Source organism: Micromonospora sp. WMMD1120, from assembly GCF_029626235.1.
GTDB lineage: Bacteria > Actinomycetota > Actinomycetes > Mycobacteriales > Micromonosporaceae > Micromonospora.
On record NZ_JARUBO010000005.1, the window covers coordinates 668,165 to 692,089 of the forward strand.

26 protein-coding genes are annotated in these 23,925 nt (G+C 72.0%); 9 read left to right on the forward strand and 17 right to left on the reverse strand.

The genetic code is table 11. The features are described 5' to 3' along the window. Window positions 1-20 precede the first annotated feature (20 nt). From O7634_RS03215 to O7634_RS03265, 11 genes are all read right to left on the reverse strand, one after another. A complete protein-coding gene (locus tag O7634_RS03215; RefSeq protein ID WP_278148678.1) occupies window positions 21-1,031 on the reverse strand; it encodes an amidohydrolase family protein in 1,011 nt (336 codons plus the stop codon). Further along, window positions 1,031-1,555 (reverse strand): 3-hydroxyanthranilate 3,4-dioxygenase, encoded by a 525-nt coding sequence (locus tag O7634_RS03220; protein ID WP_278148679.1) that lies wholly within the window; start codon window positions 1,553-1,555, stop codon window positions 1,031-1,033. Before O7634_RS03220 ends, O7634_RS03215 begins: the two co-directional genes overlap by 1 nt. Continuing rightward, window positions 1,552-1,974, reverse strand: a complete 423-nt coding sequence (locus O7634_RS03225; RefSeq protein ID WP_278148680.1) for a RidA family protein — start codon at window positions 1,972-1,974, stop codon at window positions 1,552-1,554. The genes O7634_RS03220 and O7634_RS03225 overlap by 4 nt, the downstream gene beginning before the upstream one ends. Further along, complete coding sequence (locus tag O7634_RS03230; RefSeq protein ID WP_278148681.1) at window positions 1,971-2,744, reverse strand: 4-oxalocrotonate decarboxylase; 774 nt, start codon at window positions 2,742-2,744, stop codon at window positions 1,971-1,973. The genes O7634_RS03225 and O7634_RS03230 overlap by 4 nt, the downstream gene beginning before the upstream one ends. Next, window positions 2,741-3,802 (reverse strand): 4-hydroxy-2-oxovalerate aldolase, encoded by a 1,062-nt coding sequence (dmpG, locus tag O7634_RS03235; RefSeq protein ID WP_278148682.1) that lies wholly within the window; start codon window positions 3,800-3,802, stop codon window positions 2,741-2,743. The genes O7634_RS03230 and dmpG overlap by 4 nt, the downstream gene beginning before the upstream one ends. Beyond that, window positions 3,799-4,731: an acetaldehyde dehydrogenase (acetylating) gene (locus tag O7634_RS03240; RefSeq protein WP_278148683.1), complete on the reverse strand. Its 933-nt coding sequence runs from the start codon at window positions 4,729-4,731 to the stop codon at window positions 3,799-3,801. Before O7634_RS03240 ends, dmpG begins: the two co-directional genes overlap by 4 nt. A 76-nt stretch (window positions 4,732-4,807) precedes the next feature. Continuing rightward, the gene (locus O7634_RS03245) at window positions 4,808-5,605 is read right to left on the reverse strand and encodes a fumarylacetoacetate hydrolase family protein (RefSeq protein WP_278153851.1); all 798 of its coding nucleotides are present in this window, start codon (window positions 5,603-5,605) and stop codon (window positions 4,808-4,810) included. A gap of 20 nt (window positions 5,606-5,625) precedes the next feature. Further along, the gene (locus O7634_RS03250) at window positions 5,626-7,107 is read right to left on the reverse strand and encodes a 2-hydroxymuconic semialdehyde dehydrogenase (RefSeq protein ID WP_278153852.1); all 1,482 of its coding nucleotides are present in this window, start codon (window positions 7,105-7,107) and stop codon (window positions 5,626-5,628) included. A 23-nt stretch (window positions 7,108-7,130) separates the two neighbouring features. Continuing rightward, window positions 7,131-8,468 (reverse strand): NAD(P)/FAD-dependent oxidoreductase, encoded by a 1,338-nt coding sequence (locus O7634_RS03255; RefSeq protein ID WP_278148684.1) that lies wholly within the window; start codon window positions 8,466-8,468, stop codon window positions 7,131-7,133. 58 nt (window positions 8,469-8,526) lie between these two features. Next, window positions 8,527-9,807 carry a kynureninase gene (gene kynU, locus O7634_RS03260; RefSeq protein ID WP_278148685.1) on the reverse strand — a complete coding sequence of 427 codons (1,281 nt, stop codon included), beginning with the start codon at window positions 9,805-9,807 and terminating at the stop codon, window positions 8,527-8,529. A gap of 14 nt (window positions 9,808-9,821) precedes the next feature. Continuing rightward, window positions 9,822-10,724 (reverse strand): tryptophan 2,3-dioxygenase family protein, encoded by a 903-nt coding sequence (locus O7634_RS03265; RefSeq protein ID WP_278153853.1) that lies wholly within the window; start codon window positions 10,722-10,724, stop codon window positions 9,822-9,824. Window positions 10,725-10,872: 148 nt separating this feature from the next. Between O7634_RS03265 and O7634_RS03270 the strand changes: the two genes are divergently transcribed. The 3 genes from O7634_RS03270 (at window position 10,873) to O7634_RS03280 (ending at window position 12,990) form a co-directional block, all read left to right on the forward strand. Continuing rightward, entirely contained in the window at window positions 10,873-11,319 is a 447-nt protein-coding gene (locus O7634_RS03270) for an Lrp/AsnC family transcriptional regulator (RefSeq protein ID WP_278148686.1), read from the forward strand. A 297-nt stretch (window positions 11,320-11,616) separates the two neighbouring features. Then, entirely contained in the window at window positions 11,617-12,141 is a 525-nt protein-coding gene (locus O7634_RS03275) for a hypothetical protein (RefSeq protein ID WP_278148687.1), read from the forward strand. A gap of 75 nt (window positions 12,142-12,216) precedes the next feature. Beyond that, window positions 12,217-12,990, forward strand: a complete 774-nt coding sequence (locus O7634_RS03280) for a class F sortase (protein ID WP_278153854.1) — start codon at window positions 12,217-12,219, stop codon at window positions 12,988-12,990. Here the strand turns inward: O7634_RS03280 and O7634_RS03285 are convergent. After that, the gene (locus tag O7634_RS03285; protein WP_278148688.1) at window positions 12,936-13,709 is read right to left on the reverse strand and encodes a TioE family transcriptional regulator; all 774 of its coding nucleotides are present in this window, start codon (window positions 13,707-13,709) and stop codon (window positions 12,936-12,938) included. The genes O7634_RS03280 and O7634_RS03285 overlap by 55 nt on opposite strands. Before the next feature lie 54 nt (window positions 13,710-13,763). Here O7634_RS03285 and O7634_RS03290 point away from each other — a divergent pair, with 54 nt between their 5' ends. Continuing rightward, window positions 13,764-15,353 (forward strand): DUF6194 family protein, encoded by a 1,590-nt coding sequence (locus O7634_RS03290; RefSeq protein WP_278148689.1) that lies wholly within the window; start codon window positions 13,764-13,766, stop codon window positions 15,351-15,353. 62 nt (window positions 15,354-15,415) lie between these two features. On the opposite strand, the gene O7634_RS03295 is transcribed toward O7634_RS03290, so the two are convergent. Beyond that, window positions 15,416-15,952 carry an HNH endonuclease gene (locus O7634_RS03295; protein ID WP_030333470.1) on the reverse strand — a complete coding sequence of 179 codons (537 nt, stop codon included), beginning with the start codon at window positions 15,950-15,952 and terminating at the stop codon, window positions 15,416-15,418. A gap of 284 nt (window positions 15,953-16,236) precedes the next feature. On the opposite strand from O7634_RS03295, the gene O7634_RS03300 reads away from it, so the two are divergent. From O7634_RS03300 to O7634_RS03310, 3 genes are all read left to right on the forward strand, one after another. Further along, complete coding sequence (locus tag O7634_RS03300) at window positions 16,237-17,277, forward strand: mechanosensitive ion channel family protein (RefSeq protein WP_278148690.1); 1,041 nt, start codon at window positions 16,237-16,239, stop codon at window positions 17,275-17,277. Between the two features lie 231 nt (window positions 17,278-17,508). Then, window positions 17,509-18,891, forward strand: a complete 1,383-nt coding sequence (locus O7634_RS03305; protein WP_278148691.1) for an MFS transporter — start codon at window positions 17,509-17,511, stop codon at window positions 18,889-18,891. Between the two features lie 107 nt (window positions 18,892-18,998). Beyond that, complete coding sequence (locus O7634_RS03310; RefSeq protein WP_278148692.1) at window positions 18,999-19,388, forward strand: globin; 390 nt, start codon at window positions 18,999-19,001, stop codon at window positions 19,386-19,388. Window positions 19,389-19,409: 21 nt separating this feature from the next. Here O7634_RS03310 and O7634_RS03315 read toward each other — a convergent pair whose 3' ends face one another. The 4 genes from O7634_RS03315 to ettA form a co-directional block, all read right to left on the reverse strand. Then, on the reverse strand, window positions 19,410-19,994 hold the full coding sequence (locus tag O7634_RS03315) for a YbjN domain-containing protein (protein WP_278148693.1): 585 nt from the start codon (window positions 19,992-19,994) through the stop codon (window positions 19,410-19,412). Between the two features lie 131 nt (window positions 19,995-20,125). After that, window positions 20,126-20,860 carry a hypothetical protein gene (locus O7634_RS03320; protein ID WP_278148694.1) on the reverse strand — a complete coding sequence of 245 codons (735 nt, stop codon included), beginning with the start codon at window positions 20,858-20,860 and terminating at the stop codon, window positions 20,126-20,128. Further along, a complete protein-coding gene (locus tag O7634_RS03325; protein WP_278148695.1) occupies window positions 20,857-21,303 on the reverse strand; it encodes a thioesterase family protein in 447 nt (148 codons plus the stop codon). The genes O7634_RS03320 and O7634_RS03325 overlap by 4 nt, the downstream gene beginning before the upstream one ends. A gap of 13 nt (window positions 21,304-21,316) precedes the next feature. Further along, window positions 21,317-22,993, reverse strand: coding sequence for an energy-dependent translational throttle protein EttA (gene ettA / locus O7634_RS03330; protein WP_278148696.1), 1,677 nt, complete (start codon window positions 22,991-22,993; stop codon window positions 21,317-21,319). Between the two features lie 212 nt (window positions 22,994-23,205). Between ettA and O7634_RS03335 the strand changes: the two genes are divergently transcribed. Beyond that, a complete protein-coding gene (locus O7634_RS03335) occupies window positions 23,206-23,511 on the forward strand; it encodes a hypothetical protein (protein ID WP_278148697.1) in 306 nt (101 codons plus the stop codon). After that, on the forward strand, window positions 23,508-23,900 hold the full coding sequence (locus tag O7634_RS03340) for a hypothetical protein (protein WP_278148698.1): 393 nt from the start codon (window positions 23,508-23,510) through the stop codon (window positions 23,898-23,900). The genes O7634_RS03335 and O7634_RS03340 overlap by 4 nt, the downstream gene beginning before the upstream one ends. Window positions 23,901-23,925 lie beyond the last annotated feature (25 nt).

The following is a 23,925-nucleotide window of genomic DNA, read 5'->3' on the forward strand; positions in this document are numbered from 1 at the left end:
TATATCCCCGAGAATCATCTTTATATACCCGACTTGCCGAGGAAGCGTAGGGCGTTCGTGGAGAGGATCTTGGTGCGCTGGCCGTCGGTGAGAAAGTCGGCGGCGTGCACCACCGCGCCGGCCGGGCGCTCGCCCAGCGGGTACGGGTAGTCGCTGCCGACCAGCACCCGGTCCTCCCCCATCGTGTCGACAAGCAGCCGCAGCGCGGGCGGCGTGAAGACCACCGAGTCGACGCTGAACCGGTCGAGGTAGCTGCTGGGCGGCGCGGTGGACGCGCCCCGGACCGGGTCACCCCGGCGGTGCCAGGCGTTGTCGGCGCGGCCGAGCCAAAACGGGAAGCTGCCTCCGCCGTGCGCGAAACAGATCCGCAGCGTCTCGGGCACCCGGTCGAAGACGCCCCCCAGGATCATCGCCAGCACCGACAGGTGCGTCTCGGCCGGCATGCCGGTGAGCCAGCGGGCCATCCAGCGGTCCAGTCGTGGGCCACCCGGCATGTCCCAGGGATGCACGAAGACCGGCGCGCCCACCTCGGCGCAGTGCTGGAGGAAGGTGACCAGACCGGCGTCGTCCAGGTCCCGGTCGCCGACGTGGTTGCCGATCTCCACACCCAGGTGCCCGGCGGCCAGGCTGCGGTCCAGCTCGGCGCAGGCGGCATCCGGGTCCTGAAGCGGGACCTGACAGAACGGCACCAACCGGTTGCCACCGGCGGCGGTGACCTCCAGGGTCAGGTCGTTGAAGATCCGGGCCACCTTCGCCGCCTGGTCGGCGGGGCGGTCGTAGCTGAAGAAGACCGGCGTGGGCGACACCACCTGCACGTCCACGCCGTCGGCGTCCATGTCGGCCAGTCGGCGCGACGCGTCCCAGCACTCCGCGCCGACCGGGCGGAACTCCGTCTCCCCCACCATGATCATGGCGGCCCGCTCGGAGTCCACCCGCAACCACTGCCAACCGGACCCACCGCACGCCGCGCCGAGGTCCGGCCATCCCTTGGGTACGACGTGCGTGTGCACGTCGACCACGCCAGCCGGCATCAGCCCTTGCCCGGGTGCAGGGCGCCGCAGTTCGCGCAGGTCCGGGCCGCCTCGTCGGCGTAGAACGCCTGGAACACCGGGGGCAGGTCGGCGGCGATGTCGCGCACCTGCAACTCCACCTCGTGCACCTTGTGCCCGCACTCGGGGCAGTACCACTGGAACATCTCCAGCGTGCCCTCCTCGCGCACCCGCTCGACGACCACGCCGATCGAGCCGGCCTCCGGCCGCTGCGGCGAGTGCGGGGTGTTGCGCGGCAGCATCCACATCTGGCCCTCGCGCACGTGCACCGTACGCGGCCCCTCCGGGGTCATCAGGTTGATGTGCATGTTGCCCTTGACCTGGTAGAAGAACTCCTCGTACGGGTCGACGTGGAAGTCGGTGCGCTGGTTGGGCCCGCCGACCACCATCACGATGAAGTCGTCCCCGCCGGGGAACATCTCCTTGTTGCCCACCGGAGGCTTCAGCAGGTGCTGGTTGTCGGCGATCCAGCCCGGAAAGCTGAACGGCTCGGCGATCTCACTCACGACTGACCTCCCGCGGGAAGAAGGGCCACTGCCTGGATTTCGATGAGCAGGTGCGGGTGCGGCAGTTGGTGCACCGCCACCGTCGTCCGGGTCGGGCCGGACGCGTCGAAGAACTCCGCCCAGACCTCGTTGTAACCACCGAAGTCGTTCATGTTCACCAGGTACGACGTCACCTGGACGAGGTCGGTGAGGTCCGCGCCGACCGACCGCAGCAGATCGCCGATGTTCTCGATCACGGCTCGTGTCTGCGCCCGGATGTCCAGGTTCGTGGTGCCAAACTCGTCCACCTCGACACCGGCGAAGCTGTTGTCCGGCCGCCGGGACGACGTACCGGAGACGAAGACGAAGCCACCGGCGACCTTGACGTGCGGGAACGCGCCGCGTGGCACGGCCTTGCCGGCCACCACCCGCGCGGTCACGACGACGCCCGCAGCGAGGCGGCGCCGAGCTTCTCCACGACGGCCCGGACGTGGACGCCGGGACGCAACGGCACGGCGGCGGTCGCCGCTCCGGCCAGGAAGACCCAGCCCGACTCCAGTCGCACCCCGTGCCGCCCGGCCAGCCGGATGCCCTCGTCGAGGGCGCGGCGCGGATCGCCGAGGATCGCCGCCGTCGAGCCGACCTGCGCCACCCGCCCGTCGACCTCCAGCAGCACGCCCAGGTTGTCCAGGCCCGTCGGCACCGGCGACCACTGTCCGATCACGAACGCGGCGGCCGAGGTGTTGTCCGCGATCACGTCCGGCAGCGAGAACCGGAAGTCCGCGTACCGGGAGTCGATCAGCTCGATGGCCGGGGCGACGGCGCGGACCGCGGTGGTGAAGTCGCCGACCGGTTCGCCCGGCTCGGGCAGCCGGTCCAGCAGGAACGCGACCTCCGGCTCGACCCGGGGATGGATGTACGCGGACGGGTCGACAGCGCCACCGTCGGGCACCCGCATGGCGTTCGTGAGCCGACCCCAGATCACCTCGTCCACGCCGACCTGGGCCATCTTCGCCCGGCTGGTCAGGCCCATCTTCAACCCGACCAGCCGCTCGCCGCGCTCGACGCGGCGCGCCAGCAGCGCGGCCTGCACGGCGTACGCGCCGTCCGCGTCGAGGCCGGTCTCGGCGGCGAGTTGCGGGATCGCTGTCGCCGCGTCGGCGGCAGCGCCCAGCTTCTCGGCGATCCCCGCGATGTCCGGCCCGATCATGATTGCTCCCTACCGGCCAGGTCGAGTGCCACGTCGACGATCATGTCCTCCTGGCCGCCGACCATCCGGCGTCGACCCAACTCGACAAGGATCGAGCGGACGTCCACCCCGTAGCGGGCGGAGGCCCGTTCGGCGTGCCGCAGAAAGCTGGAGTAGACCCCCGCGTACCCCAGCGAGAGCGTCTCCCGGTCCACCTGGACCGGCCGGTCCTGCAGCGGGCGGACCAGGTCGTCGGCGGCGTCCATCAGCGCGAACACGTCGCAGCCGTGCTTCCAGCCGTGCAGCTCGGCGACCGCGACGAAGACCTCCAGCGGGGCGTTGCCGGCCCCCGCGCCCATGCCGGCCAGGGAGGCGTCGACCCGTACGGTCCGGCCGTGCGGCGCGTCGGGGCCGGGCGGCGCGGACCCGGTGATCCGGCCGTGCTCGACGGCGAGCACGCTGTTGGCCACCCCGAGCGACAGGTTGTGGTGGGCGTGGATGCCGATCTGCGTCTCCGGATCGAGGACCTGCCGGTACGCGTCGACGCGTTGCGCCACGTCGGACATGAGCAGCCGGCCGCCGGAGTCGGTGACGTACACGCAGTGCGCCCCGTACGACTCCATCAGCTTGGCCTGCCCGGCCAGGCCGGCCGGGTCGTTCAGGTGCGACATCATCAGGAACCCGGCCACGTCCATGCCGTTCTCCCGGGCCCAGGAGATGTGCTGGGCGGAGATGTCCGCCTCGGTGCAGTGGGTGGCGATCCGGACGCTGGTCACCCCGAGCGCCCTCGCGGCCCTCAGGTCGGCGATCGTGCCGATGCCCGGCAGCAGCAGGGTGGTCAGCTTCGCCGTGGTCAGCACCTCGGCAGCCGCCGAGATCCACTCGGCGTCGCTGGCCGCGCCGTGGCCGTAGTTGACGCTGGAACCGGCGAGCCCGTCGCCGTGCGCCACCTCGATCGCGGCCACCCCGGCGGCGTCCAGCGCGGCGGCGATGGTGCGCACCTGGTCGACCGTGTACCGGTGGGCGATGGCGTGCATGCCGTCGCGCAGCGTCACGTCCTGGATGTACAGGTCGGTCATGCCACCGCTCCCGTCGACCGCAGGGCGACCAGCCGCTCCGCCGTACGCAGCGCGGCGGAGGTCATGATGTCCAGGTTCCCGGCGTACGCCGGCAGGTAGTGCCCGGCGCCGGAGACCTCCAGGAAGACCGACACCTGCAACGCGGTGAGTCGCCGACCCAGCGACGGCAGGTACGCCTCGACCCTGTCGAACTGCACGTCCTGCTTGAGCCGGTAGCCGGGGACGTACTCCCGCACCGCGGCGACCATCTCGCCGACCGAGGCGACGATGGCGGCGCGGTCGGCGTCGGCGTCCGGGCAGAGGCAGTAGACGGTGTCCCGCATGAGCAGCGGCGGGTCCGCCGGGTTCAGCACGATGATCGCCTTGCCCCGCTCGGCCCCGCCGACCACCTCGATGGCCCGCGCCGTGGTCTCGGTGAACTCGTCGATGTTGGCCCGGGTGCCCGGTCCGGCCGACCTCGAGGCGATCGACGCGACGATCTCGCCGTACACCACCGGGGTCACCCGGCCGACGGCGGCGACGATCGGCACCGTCGCCTGGCCGCCGCAGGTCACCATGTTGACGTTCGGCTCGCGCAGGTGCTCGTCGAGGTTGACCGGCGGCACCACGTACGGGCCCAGCGCGGCGGGGGTCAGGTCGACGACGGTCCGGCCGTGCGCGCGCAGCACCTCGTCGTGACGCCGGTGCGCGCCGGCCGAGGTGGCGTCGAAGACCAGCTCGACGTCGGCGAACTCGGGCATCGCGACCAGCCCGTCCACGCCGTCGGCGGTGGTGGCCACGCCGAGCCGGCGGGCGCGGGCGAGGCCGTCGGAGGCCGGGTCGATGCCGGCCATCGCCACCATCCGCAGGCTGTCGCTGAGCCGCAACACCTTGATCATCAGGTCGGTGCCGATGTTTCCGGAACCCAGCACCGCCACACCGGTGGTCACGCCGACCCTCCGCTTCGCTCCGGGCCGCCCTGACCACTGACAAACCTGTGCCGAGGATTCGCTCGCTGACGCTCGCTCATGACGAGACCTCCTTGCTGAAGCAGGTGCGTACCGAGCCGAGGCCGGAGATCCGGGCCTCGTAGGCCGCACCCGGCGTGACCGGCACCATCGGGCCGAGGGCGCCCGAGAGCACGACGTCACCGGCGCGCAGCGGGTCACCGGCGCGCGCGAGGGTGTCGGCCAGCCACCGCAGGGCGTGCAGGGGGTTGCCCAGGCAGGCCGCGCCCGCGCCGACCGAGACCGGCTCGCCGGCGTGCTCCAGCACCATCCCGCACAGCCGCAGGTCGACGTCGGCGAGCCGCCGCGGCGTGGTGCCGAGCACGAAGAGCCCGCTGGAGGCGTTGTCGGCGACGGTGTCCACGATGGAGATGTCCCAGCCGGCGATCCGCGAGTCGACGATCTCGATCGCCGGCAGCACGTGGTCGACGGCGCGGATCAGGTCGACCGTGGTGAGCTGCGGGTCCGGCAGGTCCCGGTCGAGCACGAACGCCACCTCCGCCTCGACCCGGGGCTGGAGCAGCCGGTCGATGGGCACCTCGACGCCGTCGCCAACCGCCATCGCGTCGGTCAGCATGCCGAAGTCCGGCTGGAACACCCCGAAGGTCTCCTGCACCGCCCGCGAGGTCAACCCGATCTTCGCGCCGACACGGCGTTCGCCGCGGCCCTGCCAGGCCCGCGCCTGGAGCTGCTGCACGCGGTACGCGGACTCGACGTCACCCTCCGGCAGCAACCGGCCGCGCAGCGGCGGGCAGGGCTTGCCGCTGCTGCGGGCATCGGCCAGCTCCCGGTTGGCGGCCTCGATGTCGGCTTCCATGTCCGCTCCCTCGCTACGGCTCATGACAGGTCCACGCACACGTTGGTGAGTTCGGAGTAGAAGTTGAGCGAGTGCAGGCCGCCCTCCCGGCCGATGCCGGACGCCTTCACCCCGCCGAACGGGGTGCGCAGGTCCCGCAGGAACCAGGTGTTGACCCAGACGATGCCGGCGTCCAGCCGGGCGCCGGCCCGGTGCGCGACCCCGACGTCCCGGGTCCACACCGTCGCCGCCAGACCGTACTCGGTGCCGTTGGCAAGCGCGTACGCCTCGTCCTCGGTGTCGAACGGCGCCACGTGCACCACCGGGCCGAAGATCTCCTCGCGGTTGGTGCGGGCGTCCGGGCCGAGCCCGGTGAGCACCGTCGGCTGCACGTACGACCCGCCGTCGCGGGCGTCGCCGAAGGTGGGTGTGCCGCCACCGGTCAGCAGCTCGGCGCCCTCGGAGCGGGCCAGGTCGTACGCGCCGAGCACCTTCGCCCGGTGCTGGTGGGAGATCAGCGGCATGGTGGCGGTGGCCTCGTCGGTCGGCCAGCCGTACGCCAGCTCGCCGGCCCGCTTCGCCAGCCGGGCGGTGAACTCCTCGAAGACCGGGCGCTGCACGTAGATGCGTTCGGTGCAGAGGCACACCTGCCCGCCGTTGGTGAAGCTGGACCGCACCGAGCCGGCCACCGCGGCGTCCAGGTCGGCGTCGGCGAAGACCAGGCCGGCGTTCTTGCCGCCCAGCTCGAAGCTCACCGCCTTCACCCGGTCGGCGGCGGCCCGCATGATCGCGCCGCCGGTGGCCGACTCGCCGGTGAAGGTGATCGCGTCCACGCCCGGGTGGCGGGTGAGGTGCTCGCCGGCCGAGTCCGGCCCGAAGCCGTGCACCAGGTTGAACACCCCGGCCGGCACCCCGGCGGCGGCCATCACCTCGGCGAGCAGCGTCGCCGAGGCGGGCGTCTCCTCGCTGGGCTTGACCACCACGGCGTTGCCACAGGCCAACGCCGGCGCGACCTTCCAGGTGAGCAGCAGCAGCGGCAGGTTCCACGGCACGATCACCGCCACCACGCCGACCGGCTTGCGCAGCGCGTAGTTGAGCGCGCGACCGCCGGTCGGGGTGACGGTGGTGAACGACTCGGTCGGCGCGGTCGCCACGATCTCCGCGAACGCCCGGAAGTTCGCCGCGCCGCGCGGGATGTCCAGCGTGCGGGCCTGGGCGATGGACTTGCCGGTGTCGGCGACCTCGGCGGTGACCAGGTCGTCGAAGCGGCGCTCCAGCTCGTCGGCGACCCGGCGCAGCACCTCGGCGCGCTCGCGCTCCCCCATCCGGCCCCACGGCCCGCGCAGCGCCGCTCGGGCGGCGGCCACCGCGTCGTCCACAGTGGATGACGACGCCTCGACCACCTCGAAGACCGGCTCTCCGGTGACCGGGCTGGCCTTGGTGAACGTCGGCCCGCCGTCGACGAACTCGCCGCCGACGAAACTGCGCAGCCGTTGCGGACCATCCGGGGCGCTGCCGGCCATCAGTCGTGGGTCCCAGGTGCCGGTCATCCGCGCCTCCCTCGGCTCAGGCCCGCGACCACCGCGCCGACCAGCGACAGCGCCACCGCGCCGACGACCGCGCCGAGCACGCGGTGCTGCCGACGCACCCGGCGGCGCACCTCGGCGTACGGGGTGGTGGAGAAGGACACCAGCTCGTACTGGGAAACGTACCGGCCGGGCAGGGCCCGTTCCAGTGCGTGCTCGACCCGCCGCCGCGCCTGGAAGACCGGGGAGGCGACCCGGTCCCGCATCTCCACGAAGTTGGTCAGCGCCATCGTCGCGATGGCCTCGGCGTTCTCCTGCCGGCGACGCTGGAACAGCGGCAGCGCCGCCGACCAGTCGTCGGCGCACTCGTCGAGGCAGCGGTCCAGCTCCACCACGTCCTCGAAGGCGCAGTTGGCGCCCTGGCCGTAGAACGGCACGATGGCGTGCGCGGCGTCGCCGAGCAGGCCGACCCGTCCGTTGACCTGCCACGGGGTGCAGCGGACCGTGCCGAGGACGCCCACCGGGTTGTGCCGGTAGTCGTCGACAAGGTTCGGTGCCAGCGGCACCACGTCCGGGTAGTGCGCGGCGAAGTGCCGCTCGATCTCCGCCGGGTCGGTCAGCGCGGCGAAGCTGCCGACGCCCTCGTTGGGCCAGAACAGCGTGCAGGTGAAGGAGCGGTCCGGGTTCGGCAGCGCGATCATCATCGAGGTGCCGCGCGGCCAGATGTGCAGGGCGTCCGGGTCCAGGGCGAAGTCCCCGCCCAGCGGCGGGATCGTCAACTCCTTGTAGCCGTAGTCGAGGAAGTCCACGCTCTCGTCCAGCAGCCCGTACCCGAGGAGTCGCGCCCGCACCGCGGAGCCGGCGCCGTCGGCACCCAGCACCACCGACGCCTTGGCCGCGACCGGACCCTGCGGCGTCTCGAAGCTGAGCGTGCCGTCGGTCGGGTCCAGCCCGACCAGCCGGTGGTCGAAGACGACCCGCACCCCGGGCAGCGCCGTGGCCTCGTCCAGCAGGGCGTTGTTCAGCGCGCCCCGGCTGATCGAGTTGATCGCCCGGTCACCGGCCGCGCTGTACGACTGGAACTGCTGCTCGCCCTCGACCGGATGGATCATCCGGCCGCGCATCGGCAGCGCGTCGACCAGCACCTGCTCGGCGAGCCCGATCCGGCGCAACGCGTCCAGGCCGCGCTCGGAGAGCGCCAGGTTGATCGACCGACCGCGCTCGGCCGTGCCACCGCGCGGGTCGGAGCGACGCTCGTAGAGGGCCACCGGGTAACCCCGCCGGGCCAGGAAACAGGCCGCGAGGCAGCCGGCCAGCCCGGCCCCGATGATGGCGATCTCGTCGCGCCGGGCCGTCATTCGGAGCCACCTCTCGCTCGCGACCGCGGGGCTCGCAACCCCGGCTCACTCCTCGTGCTCACGGGTTCACCTTTCCCACCGTCGCGGCCAGCGCGGCGGCGGCCCGCCAGCAGTCGAGGTACGTGGAGTAGAGCGGCACCGGGGCGAACCGCACGACGTCAGGCTCGCGGGCGTCGGCGATGACGCCGTGCTCGTACCGCAGGCGTTTGGTCAGTTCGGCGGCGCTGCCGCTGCCGATGCGGACCGAGAGTTGGCAGCCGCGCCGGGCCGGGTCGCGCGGGGTGACCACGCGCAGCGGCCGGTCGACGACGACAGCGTCGAGCAGCGATTCCAGCCAGGCCGTGAGGCGCAGACTGCGGGCCCGCAACGCCGGCATGCCGACCGCGTCGAACAGCTCCAACGAGGTACGCACCGGGCCCATCGCGAAGATCGGCGGGTTGGAGATCTGCCACGCCTCCACAGTGGCCGGTGGCCGGGACACCGGTGTCATCTCGAACCGGGTGGCCGCCGCGGTGCTCCACCAGCCCTCGAAACGCGGCAGGTCGGGGTCGCCGAGGTGCCGCTCGTGCACGAAGACGCCGGCCAGCGCGCCCGGACCCGAGTTCAGGTACTTGTAGGAGCACCACGCGGCGAAGTCGACGTCCCAGTCGTGCAGGGCCAGCGGCACGTTGCCGACCGCGTGGGCGAGATCCCAGCCGACCACCGCGCCGGCCGCCCGACCGGCGGCCGTGATCGCCGGGATGTCCAGCAGCTCACCGGTGAGGTAGTTGACGCCGCCCAGCAGCACCATCGCCACCCGGTCGCCCTCGGCGGCCAGGTAGTCGACCACGTCCTCGGTGCGCAGCACGTCCTCGCCCGCGCGCGGACGCAACCGGACCACCGTGTCGTCCGGGTCCAGGCCGTGGAAACGGGCCTGGCTGCGCACGGCGTAGCTGTCCGAGGGGAAGGCGGCGTCCTCGATCACGATGCGGGTGCGCGCGCCGGCCGGACGGTAGAAGCTGACCATCAGCAGGTGCAGGTTGACGGTGAGCGAGTTCATCACCACGGTCTCCGCCGGAAGGCCGCCGACCAGTCGGGCGGCCGGCGCCGTCAACAGCTCGTGGTACGGCAACCAGGCGCGCTCGGCCTCCAGGTGCCCCTCCACGCCGAGCCGCGCCCAGGCGTCCAGGTCGCCCAGCAGTTCGTCCCGGGTGGCGCGGGGTTGCAGGCCGAGCGAGTTGCCGGCGAGGTACGCCGCCTCGCCGTGGTCACCACCGTCGGCGGGCGGCACGTGGAACAGGTGCCGGTGACCCGGGTCGGCCGCGTCGAGGCGGTGCGCCTCATGTTCAGGGGTGTGCATGTCTCGCTCTCCGGTCACATCGCGGTACGGGCCGACCACAGCTCGGGGAAGACCACCCGGGCCATGCTGCGCTGCAACCATGCCAGGCCGGCGGAGCCGCCGCTGCCGACCTTCGCGCCCATCGTCCGCTGCACCGCCTTGACGTGGTTCCAGCGCCAGTCGCCGAACTCCTCGGCGACACCGCTCAGCGCCTCGCCGAGCAGCCGCAGGTGGTTGTCCGGGCTGGCGTCGTCGTAGATCCGTACCCAGGCCGCCTCGACCAACGGGTGCGGGTCGTGTTCCACGGACACGTCCCGGTCCAGCAGGTCGGCGGGAAGGTCGAAGCCGCGCCGGGCGAGCAGCGCGAGCACGTCGTCCCAGAGGCTCGGCGCGGTCAGGGCGGCGCTCAGCGCGGCGTGCACCTCTGCCTGCCGGCGGAACGGGCGGATCAGCGCCGCGTCCCGCAGGCCGAGCAGGAACTCCAGGTGGCGGTACATGGCCGACTGGAAGCCGGACGCCTCGCCGAGCAGGTTGCGGAACCTGTTGAAGTCGGCCGGGCTCATCCAGCGCAGCCCCTGCCAGGCGGCGTTGAGCCCCTCCAGGTGCAGCCGGGCCCGACGCAGCGGGGCCAACGCCTCCCAGACCTGGTCGGCGCGGATCAGCCGCTGGGTCTCCCGCAACTCGTGGCAGGTCAGCCCGAAGTACAACTCCATGATCTGGCTGACCATCAGGAAGGACATCTCACCCGGGTCGTTGCTGAGCGGGTGCTGCATCTTGTGCAGGGCGCTGGCCTGCACGTAAGCGTCGTACGGCACCATGTCGGCGAACTCCAGCGTCGGCTCGCCGCCGGTGCGCGCGGCCTGGGCGGCGCGCTGTTTCGGGGTCACCGGTCGCACCGGGGCAGGGCGGTTCGGCGCCCGCCGCTCCGTCTGTTCCACCATCTCGTCTCCCTCCCCCGGACTGGCCGACGTCATGATCCCGCGCCCGGATCGGCAGACGGAATGCCGAATCAACGGCTCTCGGCGGCTTCTCCTCACGAACCGAAGGCAGGTAGGCGAATCTGGTTCACGAAAGTAAGGTCTGAGCGTGGACGACATGGACTGGGCACTGCTGCGCGAGTTGCAGGCCGACGCGCGGCTCTCCTTCAGCGAGTTGTCGCGACGGGTGCACCTGTCACCGCCCTCGGTGGCGGAACGGGTGCGCCGACTGGAGGAGGCCGGCGTCATCACCGGCTACCACGCCCACGTCGACCTGAGCCGCGCGGGCCGCACCGTGGTCGCCCTGATCCGGATGTCCTGCTACGGCGCGCGGTGCATCCTGCACGACCCGGCCGTGGCCGACTGGCCGGAGATCCTGGAGATCCACCGGATCACCGGTGACGCGTGCAGCGTGTTGAAGGTGGCCGCCGGCTCGATCGGCGCGTTCGAGGGGGTCATCGACCGCCTCGCCCCGTACGGCCAGCCGTCCAGCACGATGGTCCTCTCCTCCCCGCTGGACTGGCAGCCCATAACCCCCCTCCCCCGCCAGCGCTAACCCCGCACCCCGCGCCCGCCCCGCCCCGCGCCCACCCCACCCCACCCCCACCCCACCCCACCCCACCCCACCCCGCCCCGCCCCGCCCCGCTACTGCGCGATCTTGCGCGTTCTGTTGTTCATATGTCCCTTTCATGGGTTTATGCCGCCGCAACAAGTACAAGATCGCGGAGAAGGGGGGTCGGGGAGAGGGCGAGGGGCGGGGAGGGCGGGGGCGGTTTGGCGTGGGGCTGGGGGGAAAGCAGCGCGGGTGCCCAGGGGAGGGTTCCGGCGGTCGTCGCCGGTTGGGGGGAAATCATGCAGGCAATCCGCACTGTCAACCGCGCGTTGTCGTCCGCGCTGGCGCTGGTGGGGCTGGTCGGGGCGTTCGTCCTGTTGTCGGTCGCACCGGCCCGAGCCGGCGACAACACCTTCGTCGAGGTGACGCCGAACAGCGCCCAGGCCGGCAGCCGGGTCAGCATCAAGGCGAGCTGCGACAACGACAACAACAACCGGCAGTCGAACGTGCACTCGGACGCGTTCGGGCACGTCATGCTCAGGCCGGACCGGGGGTTCCTGACCGGGCAGGTCACGATTCCGGGCGACAAGCAGGCCGGTGAGTACCCGGTCGACCTGCGCTGCGACAACGGCCAGACGGCGTCCACCACCCTCACCGTGCTGAACATGGCCTCGCCCAGCAAGGGACCGGCCACCGGGGGCGGCGGGATGGCCGGCGGTCGGGGCACCGGTTCACTGCTGGTGCTCGGCGGGGTGGCGCTGGTGGCCACCGCGATCGTGCTCGGCATGGCCGGCGGCCGACGCCGCCCGGGAGCCGGCTCCTGAGCCGGACGACCCATGACCCGCGGATCCGCGCGGGCGCGGCGGGATCGCCGCGCCCGCTTCCGCGCCGGGCCGGCGCTGCGCGCGTCCGGCCGGCTGGTGGCACGCGCCTCCACCCGACTGCGTCGGGTCGCCGGGCAGGCGTGGTCGGCGAGCGTCGCGACCACCGACCCGTCCGCCCGTCCACTGCCGCCGCGACGCCGGGCCGGGCCGCCGATGGTCCGGCACCGATTCGGTACGGGCCCAGGGCTGCCGGTGCTGGCCATCGCCACCCTGATGGTGGTGATCGTGGCGATGCTCGGTGTCGAGCGGGTGACCGGGATGACCCTGTTGCCGGATCGGCTCAGCGCCGGTCTGCGACCGCCGCCGAAGAAGTTCCCGGTGCTGGCGGCCAGTCGTCCGACGTCCCTCGCCATCGAGAAGATCGACCTACGGGCGCCCGTGCACGACGTGGGGATCGCCGCGGACGGCACGATCGCCGTCCCGGACGCGGCCCGCGCGCAGGAGGCCGGCTGGTACGACCAGGGGCCCACCCCCGGGCAGTACGGCCCCGCGGTGATCGTCGGTCACGTCGACACCACGAGCGGCCCGGCGGTCTTCCACAAGCTCCGCGAGCTGCGCTCCGGTGACCGGATCGAGGTCACCCGCACCGACCACAGCGTGGCGGTCTTCGAGGTGAACTCGGTGGACCGCTTCGACAAGGACCGGCTGCCGGTGGACCAGGTGTACGGAGACTTCAGCCGCCCCAGCCTCCGCCTGATCACCTGCGGTGGCCAGTGGGTCGGCGGTGAGCGCGGCTACTCGGACAACGTCGTGGTCTTCGCCTCGCTGGTCAGGGCGCGCGGTGGTTGACGCTCGCGGTGGTCGAGGTGTTCGGCGAGCCGCGCCGCCCCGGTGAGCATGGCCCGGCCGCGTTCGGTGAGCCGTTCGCGCCACTGGGCGATTGACGCGGCGAGCGGTTCTGCGCCGCCGGCGTGCCGGACCTGACGCAGCACCGCGGCGATGTGGTCGAGCCGGTATCCGCCCCGGCGCAGCAGGTGGGCGAGTTCGGCGTCGCGCACGTCGTCGGCCGCGTAGACGCGGTGCCCGGTCGTCGCGCGGTGCGGTTGCAGGACCCCGGCCAGCTCCCACTTGCGCAGGGTCGCGGGTCGCACGCCGAGCCGGTGCGCCAGCACGCTGATCGGTACGCCGTCGCGGTGTCGCGGGGCGGGCACCGTGTCGGTGAGGGTGACCACCGCCGCCTCCACCGCGTCCAGGGTCTCCCGGTCGCGCCGCAGCAGGGCGTGACTCTCGTCGATGGTGCGCAGCGCCGTGTCGATCTCACCACGGTTGACGGCGCGCATGATCTCGCCGCCGGCCGCGTACCCATGGCCCATCACCAGCGCGAGGTAGGCGCTCAACGCCGTGGCGTGGGCCTCGGTGAAGCGGCGGTAGCCGGTCGGGGTGCGTTGGGCCGGCGGCAGGAAGCCCTCCCGTTCGTAGTTGCGGACCGCCTGGGCGGACAGCCCGTGCCGGCGCGCCAGATCGACCGGCCGATACGTACCCCGGTTTGAGGGTTTTCCGCTGTTCACCGCGCTCCTTCGGCCGCAGGTTTCAAACGCTGGTTCAACGATACGGTTGATGCAATGACCTCCCTTGACGACCTGCTTGCCGGCTCCCCGACGGTGCTCGCGATCGGCGAGCCCACGCACGGCGAGTCCGCCTTCCTCCAGGTGCGCAACGAGACCTTCCTGACGCTCGCCGAGCGGGGCTACCGCTCGATCGCGCTGGAGAGCGACCGGGCCGCCGGGTTGCTCGCGGACGCGTTCGCGCAGGGCGCCGACGTGCCGCTCGACACCGCCCTCGCCGAGGGGTTCAGCCACGCCTTCGGCACGGCCCCGGCCAACCGCGACCTGCTGGTGCGGATGCGCGAGTGGAACGCGGGACGACCGGTGGCCGACCGGCTGCGGTTCCACGGGTTCGACGCCCCGCTGGAGTTGGAGAGCGTGCCCAGCCCTCGACGCCACCTCGTCCGGGTCGGTGACTTCCTCGGCCTGGACCTGGCGGCGGAGATCGACGACCTGGTCGGCGACGAGACGAGGTGGAGCGACCCGGCCGCCGTCTGGGAGCCGGGGCGGTCGGTCGGGCGATCGGCCGACGCCCAGCGGCTGCGGGTGCTCGCCGACGACCTGCTGGGCGAGTTGTACCGCCAGGCGCCCGAGCGGGCCACCGGCTGGTCGGCGGCGTTCGTGCAGGTCACCTCGGCGATCGCGCTGCTGCGGTACCACTCCGTTGCCGCCGCCGCGCCACCGTCGCGGGCCGAGCGCTTCGCCCGGCTGGCCGGGGCCCGGGGCGCGCTGATGGCCGAGAACCTGCTGGCGATCCGGGCGGCCGAGGCACATCGTGGGCCCACGCTGGTCTTCGCGCACAACTCCCACCTGCAACGCCACCCGAGCACGATGACGGTCGACGGCACCCGGCTGACGTGGTCCGGCGCCGGCGCGATCGTCGGGTCGTTGCTGGGTGAGCGGTACCGCGTGGTCGCCGGCAGCATCGGTGTTAGCCCCGCGCTGGGCATCGGGGAACCCGCCCCGGCCAGCTACGAGGGCCGGCTCCAGCGGCACGGCGAGCTGCCCGTGTACGTCCGGACGGCCGACATCCCCCCTGCCGAGGGGCGGGAGCACGACTACCGGTACGCCCCGCTCAACCAGGCCACCGTCGCGCACGTCGACGCGGTGCTGCACGTCCCCACCGGTGTCGACGCGGCGATGCTCGCCGAGCGGCTCCTCGCCCTGCCCGGTGTCGAGCAGGTGGTGGCGAGCGAGGAGATCGGATCACCCGAGGGCGCCTGGGGTGACCGGTTCTTCTACGTGGGCACGGACCGGCGTCAGCCGTTCGCCACCATCGTCGAGCACGACGTGCCGGGCTTCGACGAGGAGTCGCGACTCGACCGCCCCGGCGTCTTCCGCCTCAATCTGGACCTGGGTCGTGCCGAGTTCGAGCGGCGGTTCGGTTTTCCGCCGAAGGACTTCGAGGCGCACCGGGGCAGCTTCGACTTCGCCCGGCTCGACACCGTCCTGCCGCATCCGAGCTACGCGCTGTACGGCTTCGGCTGCGTCGTCATGCCCGGTCCGCTGCTGCTGCCCGAGGTCGACCGGCTGCTGGCGGTCGCGCACGGCCGAGCGGTGGACCGTCACGAACGCGCGGCACGCCGGTCGGCCGACGGGCGGGGGTGACGGGCGCAGCTGCACCGCTTCGTCCCGGGCAGGGGCCGGCGGTCAGCGGCGGGGCGCCCGGGTCAGGCGGCGGCCTCGGGCTCGCGCAGGTCGAGCCAGTCGGCCCAGCGGGGGTCCGGGGCGCGGTGCCCGAGCACCCGCCAGGCGGTGCCCTTCGGCGCGGCCGGGAGAGCGTGCAACCGCCACCCCATCTCGGCCGGCGTCTTGTCACCCTTTGTGTGGTTGCACCGGGCGCACGCGGCGACGACGTTCTCCCAGGCGTGCCGGCCGCCCCGGCTGCGCGGGAAGACGTGGTCGATGGTCTCGGCCGGGCCCCGGCAGTAGGCGCACCGCCAGCCGTCCCGGGCGAAGATCGCCCGGCGGGACAACCCGACGTGCGTCCGGTACGGCACCCGGACGAAGCGCGTCAACCGGACCACCGACGGCACCGGGAGCGCGTCCCGGGCGCTGTGCAGGATGCCGTCCCCGTCGGCGACGCAGACCGCCTTGGCGGAGAGGACGAGGATCGCGGCGCGGCGCACCGACACGACACACAGCGGCTCGTAGGTGGCGTTGAGGACCAACGCGCCGGAGCCCACCGTGGGTCGTATGTCAGGCATCGCGCTCACCCTCCCGGTTCAGCGGTTGCGGGGAACCGCCGCCGGCCGGGGCCGGGCACGACGGCCCACCCGGTCGACGCCGGGCCGATCACCGACGTCCGTTGCGCCAATAGTCCCTGATCGGAACCGGGATTGCACGTACTAATCCGGGGTCCCTCGCGAAGCTGTTCGCCGCACCTGTCACGATGGCCGGTTCGCCCCGTTCCGGTCCGGCCTCCGGCGGCAGGTCACCCGGCCGGTGGGTCGGCGGCGGAGGCCCGGACCCCTTGCGGTACGAAGACAGGGTGAGTGCCGCCGCCGTGACCCCCCTCGCCCTGCCCACCGTCGGGTCGGTGAACTGCCAGGGCAGCACCTCCTGCGAGTGGATCTACGACATCACCAGGTCGTCCTGGTTCGCCGAGGGCAGCTACTGGATCCTGCTCAAGCCGTTGCGGGTGCTGCTCATCCTGGTGCTGGCGATGGTGGCCCGCTGGGCGCTGCACCGGACGATCAACCGGCTGGTCCGTACGACCTCCGAGGGCGCGGTGCCGACCATGCTGCGTCCGCTGCGGGAACGCGTGCCCACCGCCGCAGTGGACCCGGCCGAGTTCGTGCCCGAGCGGCGGCGGCAGCGGGCCGAGGCGATCGGTTCGGTGTTGCGCAGCATGACCACCGCGTTCGTCTTCGGCATCGCGCTGCTGATGATCCTGCGCGAGTTCAGTTTCGACCTGGCGCCGCTGCTGGCCAGCGCCGGCATCGCCGGCGTCGCGCTGGGCTTCGGGGCGCAGAGCCTGGTCAAGGACCTGCTCGCCGGTCTCTTCATGCTGATCGAGGACCAGTACGGCGTGGGCGACAACGTCGACCTGGGTGAGGCGATGGGCGTGGTCGAGGCGGTCGGGCTGCGGGTCACCACGGTCCGCGACGGTCGCGGGGTGCTCTGGTACATCCGCAACGGCGAGATCATCCGGGTGGGCAACAAGAGTCAGGGCTGGGCGCTCGTGGTGGTGGACCTGCCGATCGGCTTCAGCAGCACCGAGGAGGCCACCGCCGTGCTGCGGACCGCCGCCGCCTCGGTCGCGGTGGACCCGGAGCTGTCGCCGGAGATCGTGGAGGCGCCCGAGGTGCTGGGCGTCGAGCAGGTGACGGTGGACGGCGCGGTCATCCGTACCGTGGTGAAGACGACGGCGGACGGCCAGTTCGCCGTCGGCCGGGAGCTGCGTCGGCGGCTCGCGGAGGCGCTGGAGAACTCCGGCATCACCGCACAGATCGCGGCGGCCCGCATCTATCCGGGTGTGCCGACACGGCCGCTGTCCGATGGGGAGACCGGCCAGGGCGGCGCCACCTGACCCAGGCGGCGCTGGCTTCACATTCGGGGGTCGCGGGCCGCCCGGCCCTCAGGTATCGTCCGTTCGTTCAGTCGGGGAAGCGACGAACGACCCGTTCGGCCTAGCCAGTTGTCAGACGATCGGGCAGAATCCGGAGCACGCGTTCCCGTTCACACGAGATCACGTCCCCGTTGATCCGTAGATCTGAGAGAGCTTCTGGCCGGGCTGCCACGAGCGGCCAACCCGGAGCCGATGGAGGCGACGGTGCCCGACGAGCGACCTTCCGCGGAAGGCCCCGCTACTTTTCGCGAAGTGTTCGCCCAGCGCGAGTTCCGGGCCGTGTTCGTGGCCGGTGCTCTCTCCTGGGTCGGCGACTACGTCGCCAAGGCCGCTGTCACCCTTCTGGTCTACCAGCAGACCGAGTCCGTCGCGCTCTCCGCGACGGCCTTCGCGGTCAGCTTCCTGCCCTGGCTGCTCGGCGGGCCGGTGCTCGCCGCGCTCGCGGAGCGGTACCCGTACCGACGGGTGATGGTGACGTGTGACCTCATCCGCATGGCGCTGATGCTGCTCATCGCCATTCCGGCGCTGCCGTACCAGGCGGTGCTGATGCTCATCTTCGCCGCCACGCTCGCCAACCCGCCGAGCCAGGCGGCGAAGTCGGCGCTGATGCCGCAGATGCTCGCCGGGGACCGACTGGTGCTGGGCCTGTCGCTGAACAGCAGCGTCGGGCAGGCCGCCCAGGTCGCGGGGTACGTCTTCGGCGTGGCGGTCTCCGCGATCGATCCGGTGGTGGCGCTGCTGTTCAACGCGGCCACGTTCGGCCTTTCCGCGCTGCTGGTCCGGCTCGGTGTACGCCACCGCCCGGCGACGACGAGCCCGGCGCACCGCAGCCACCTGCTGACCGAGACCCGGCAGGGTTTCCGCATCGTGTTCGGCACGCCCGTGCTGCGGGCGATCGCGGTGCTGGTGTTCAGCGCGATGCTCTTCTCTGTCGTCCCCGAGGGCCTGGCCGCGGCCTGGGCCCACCAGGAGAGCGACGGTTCGGTGAGCGCGGGCACCGCCCAAGCGGCGATCATGGTGGCCAACCCGGTCGGCTTCATCCTCGGCGGGTTGCTGGTGAGTCGCCTGTTCGCGCCGACGCGCCGGCTGAAGCTGATGCGACCGCTCGCGGTGCTCGCCCCACTGGTGCTGGTGCCCGCGCTGCTCGATCCCTCACCGCTGGTGGTGGCACTGCTGGCCGGCCTCTGCGGGTTCGCGGTCGCCGGCATGCTGCCGATGGCCAACGGCTTGTTCGTCCAGGCCCTGCCCAATGGTTTCCGGGCCCGCGCCTTCGGGGTGATGGCCACCGGCGTGCAGGCCATCCAGGGCCTGTCGGTGCTCGTCACCGGCGTGCTCTCCGAGCGTTTCCCCATCCCGAGGGTGGTCGGCTGGTGGGCCACTGCCGGCGTGGTGCTGATGGTGGTGGCCGCGCTGCGCTGGCCCGACCAGCGCACGGTGGACGCCGCGATCGAGGCCGCCGCGACGGCCAACGCGAGCCCACCGTCCGAGGTGAGCGTGCCCGTCGAGGAGGACACCGCCACGGACAGCCCCGACCCGCGTGCCGACGACAGTCACCGCCGGCACGCGGTCACCTGACCCTGGCGTGATCCGACGCACGGTGTGCGGGTCCGGCCCCCGCCGAGCGCACCTGGCAGGATGGAACGGTGAACCCCGCAGGTGAATCCGACCGTCCCGGTGCGTCGATGACCCTCTTCGAAGCGGTCGGCGGCGAACCCACCTTCCGCAAGCTGGTGGACGAGTTCTACGTCGGTGTCGCCACCGATCCCCTGCTGCGGCCGATGTATCCGGAGGAGGACCTGGGCCCGGCCGCCGACCGGCTGACGCTCTTCCTGATGCAGTACTGGGGCGGCCCCAACACGTACTCGGCCCAGCGCGGGCACCCGCGGCTGCGGATGCGGCACGCGCCCTTCCGCATCGGAGCGGCGGAGCGGGACGCCTGGCTGCTGCACATGCGTCGGGCGGTGGACCGACTGGAGCTGGAGCCGCAGGTCGCCGCGGCTCTCTGGGACTACCTGGAGCGGGCCGCGTACTTCATGGTCAACGTGATGGACGACCCGGCCACCGGCGGCTGAACCGCCCCGGCGGGCGCGGCGTCAGAGCAGCGCGCCCTCGTCGTGCAGCCAGTCCACGAAGCTGGTGGCGACCGCCGCGCCGCAGTCGAGCATCTCGACCAGCAGCGCGTCGTGGGTGCCGGCGCCGAGCGGCACCTGGAGCTCGGCATAGATCGGCAGTTGACCGCGCTCGGTCGGGTCGCCGATGTACGCCTTGCAGAACCGGCGGGTGTGGTTCCACTCGTTGACCACCCGGTATGCCCGGTCGGCCCAGTCCGGCGGAACAGTCGCGTGTGGGCGGGCCCGCATGACCAGGATCTCGTCCTCCGGGCCTTCGAGGGTGACCAGCACGGCGTGCCGCTCCCACATGGCCAGCAGGTTGCCGTCGCCGTCGGCCAGGTAGCGCACGTCGAGCAGGTCGAGTGCGTCACAGACCCGACGCAGGCTCACCGGCTCGACGGTGGCGGGCATCTCGGTCAGCACGGGCCGCTCGTTGGACGGGCAGTCGTCCCCCGGCTGCCGGGGGCTGGGCGGTCCGACCCGGACCGCGCTCTCCATCGTGATCCCGCTTCGGGTTTCCGGATCGCCGCCGTCGGCGGGACCGGGGCGCCATGACCACCACGGCATCGCTCGCGCACCTCACTCCCCAGCGGATCCAGTCGCCTACGGTGCGTTGGATCCGAGGATGGACGGTACCCGGACAGCCGGGTTGAAGCACCCCCCCAACGACCGCCCCTGCCCAGAAGATTGAGCCGGGGTCATCCGTTCGGACGATTTTTCAGGGGTGTCACGGCAAGATCCGTGGCCTTCTGCAACCACGCGGCTCCGTGCGGTCCCACCAGGCCCACCCACCGACCGGCGACCCGCACCTGGACGGCGTCCGTGCCACGCCCGGCGGCCGGGCCGTCGGCAGCACCGAGGAAGCCCATCCGGACCAGCCCCTGCACCAGCCGCTGCGGCACCTCCACCGGCGCGGCGGGCGCACCGTCCGGGGTGACCAGCACCGCCACGTGGTCCAGCAGCGCGTCCCGCAACACCCGCTGCCCCACCGCGCGACCCGCCACGCCCTGCTCGCTCGCCGTCCGCAGGGTGCCCGCCGCCGCGTCCGCGATCCGCCGCAACTCGGCCGCCGGCAGCGCCTCCACCTGCCGGCTGCCCGCCGGCGGCAGCGGCCACCGCCACTGCGCGTCCCGACGGCCCGGCAGGGCCTCCCCGCCGCGCGCCAACTCGGCGAGCAGCTCCCCGGCGGCCACTGTGACGTCCTCGGCGGCACCGTCGGCCGGCCCACCGGCGACGGTGCGGACCACCAGGACCTGCCACGGCAGCCGGGCCCAGAGGGCGACCCGGCCCGGCGCGCCGGCCGACCGCAGCCGGACCGGCGCGCCCGGGTCCAGCCGGACCAGCCGGGCCAGGAACGCGCCCGCGTCGGCCACCCCGGCGACGCCGTGGGTGGCCGGCACCGGGCCCGACTCGGCAGTGCCCGGCCGGGTCACGCTCCGCCGCCCTGCGGGGCGTACGTGAGCAGGAAGTCCCGCTCCTCGGTGGTGACCCGCCGGGGCACCTGGCGGGTCAGGTCGAACGGCACCAGCACCGAGCGGGCGCGGCTGGCCAGCACGTCACCGTCGTACAGCTCGTAGGCGACGGTGAACGAGGCAGCCCGGATCTCCTCCACCCACAGTTCGATCCGGACCGTGGGAGCGGCCTCGGCGGTGGCCCGGCCCAACGCGTAGTCGACGGGGCGCAGGTAGTCGACCTCGTGGCGGCGGATCACCACGCCGTCGGCGAACGAGCCGACCCCCCACGCCCGGCCGCCGGCGAACATCAACGCGACCCGCGCCTCCTCGTAGAGGGTGAGGAAACGCGAGTTGTTGACGTGGCCGTACGCGTCCAGGTCGGACCAGCGCAGGGTGCAGTGATAGATGAACCGGTCAGACACGTCGGGACGCCGGTCAGTCGCGGGTCAGCTTGCGGTAGGTCACCCGGTGCGGGCGGGCGGCCTCCGCGCCGAGGCGGTCGATCTTGTTCTTCTCGTACGCCTCGAAGTTGCCCTCGAACCAGAACCACTTCGCCGGGTTCGCATCGTCGCCCTCCCAGGCCAGGATGTGCGTGGCGACCCGGTCCAGGAACATCCGGTCGTGCGAGATGACCACGGCGCAGCCGGGGAACTCCAGCAGCGCGTTCTCCAGGCTGGAGAGCGTCTCCACGTCCAGGTCGTTGGTCGGCTCGTCGAGCAGGATCACGTTGCCGCCGATCTTCAGGGTCAGCGCCAGGTTGAGCCGGTTGCGCTCGCCACCGGAGAGTACCTTCGTCGGCTTCTGCTGGTCCGGCCCCTTGAAACCGAACGCCGCGATGTACGCCCGGGACGGCATCTCGACCTTCCCGACCATCAGGTAGTCGAGCCCGTCGGAGACGACCTCCCAGACGGTCTTGTCGCCGTTGAGGCCCTCGCGGTTCTGGTCGACGTAGGACAGCGAGACCGTGGGACCGACCCGGACCTCACCGGCGGTCGGCTGCTCCAGCCCGACGATGGTCTTGAACAGCGTGGTCTTGCCGACGCCGTTCGGGCCGATGATGCCGACGATGCCGTTGCGCGGCAGCGAGAACGACAGGTTGTCGATCAGCAGCCGGTCGCCGAAGCCCTTGCTGAGGTTCTGCGCCTCGATCACCGTGCTGCCCAGGCGCGGGCCCGGCGGGATCTGGATCTCCTCGAAGTCCAGCTTGCGGGTCTTCTCCGCCTCGGCGGCCATCTCGTCGTACCGGTCGAGGCGGGCCTTGGACTTGGTCTGCCGGGCCTTGGCGTTGGAGCGGACCCACTCCAGCTCCTCGGTGAGGCGCTTCTTCATCTTGGCGTCGCGGCGACCCTCGACGGCCAGCCGGGCGGCCTTCTTCTCCAGGTAGGTGGAGTAGTTGCCCTCGTACGGGTAGGTCCGCCCACGGTCCAGCTCGAGGATCCAGTTGGCGACGTTGTCGAGGAAGTACCGGTCGTGGGTGATCGCCATGACCGTGCCGGCGTACTTCGCCAGGTGCTGCTCCAGCCAGGAGACGCTCTCCGCGTCCAGGTGGTTGGTGGGCTCGTCGAGCAGCAGCAGGTCGGGCGCCTCCAGCAGCAGCTTGCAGAGCGCGACCCGGCGGCGCTCACCACCGGAGAGCTGGGTGACGTCGGCGTCCGGCGGCGGGCAGCGCAGCGCGTCCATCGCCAGCTCGAGCTTGGAGTCGATGTCCCAGGCGTCGAGGTGGTCCAGCTCCTCCTGGAGCTTGCCCATCTCCTCCATCAGCTCGTCGGAGTAGTCGGTCGCCATCTGCTCGGCGATCTTGTTGAACCGCTCCAGCTTGGCCTTGGTCTCGGCGACCGCCTCCTCGACGTTGCCGAGCACCGTCTTGGCGTCGTTGAGCGGGGGCTCCTGGGCGAGCATGCCGACGGTGAAGCCGGGCATCAGCCGGGCCTCGCCGTTGCTCGGCTTGTCCATGCCTGCCATGATCTTGAGCAGGCTGGACTTACCGGCGCCGTTCGGGCCGACCACACCGATCTTGGCCCCCGGCAGGAAGTTCAGCGTCACGTTGTCGAGCACGACCTTGTCGCCGTGCGCCTTGCGCGCCTTTTCCAGGACGTAGATGAACTGGGCCACGGTGCGGGCTACCTCCGTCGGATTGCTGTCGCCTGATCGGCGGCGCGGCGCGGGCTGCGAGGACCGCCCGCTGCCGCCGACCGGGGGCCGGCCGCGCGCACGCCATCGTCAATCCTGACAGGTACGGCGCGCTTCGCCCACATCACCCCGCCCCAGGAGTACGCCGGCGAGCCACGTTGCCCCTGCCGGTAAGGCAAAGTAGCTTTTTCGGTATGACCAAGAAGATCACAGTCAGCCTGCCTGACGATCTCGCCGAACGGCTCGCACAGGAACCGAACGCTTCCGCCTATGTGGCGGAATCACTGCGACGCCGGGTGGCCGGAGAAAGGACGCGGGAGATCCTGCGGGGCGCTGGCTTCGCGCTCACTGACGAGGGGTTGGCGCGGGCTCAGGTCGAGATGGACCAGCTGGAGGCGAGCATCACGCCGGAGCTGCGGACGGAAGCTGCCAGGCTACAGAACGAGGTTCTGGCAGCACGCGACAAGTTTCACGCGGCACGCGCCAAGGCTCGCAGGTGATCGCTTTCGGCCTCGCACTGGACACCACCGCGTTGCTCGCTTACTCCTCGACAGAACTGGACGTCGGGCACCGGATCGCGAAGGCTGCCGACCGCGGCCGGCAGGTGCTCGTTCCCGCCCTGTGCCTCGCCAACGCACATCAACTGGCGACCGCCGCGCAGTGGGAGATGCTCGAACCGCTCGGCGCGCTGCCGCATATTCAGATCACCCCCGTCGAACCCGAGATGTGCAGCTACCTCGGCGGCTGGTCGCGTCGGATGAACGGCCGGATGGATCTGGCCCAGTTGGCGATGGACGCCGCCGCCAACCCTCTCGTACCGATCATGACGGATCGGCGGGAACTGCTCGGCGAGGTGCTGCCGAAGGAATGGCCGATCATCGACCTCTGACCGGTGGGCTGTCGACAAGATCACC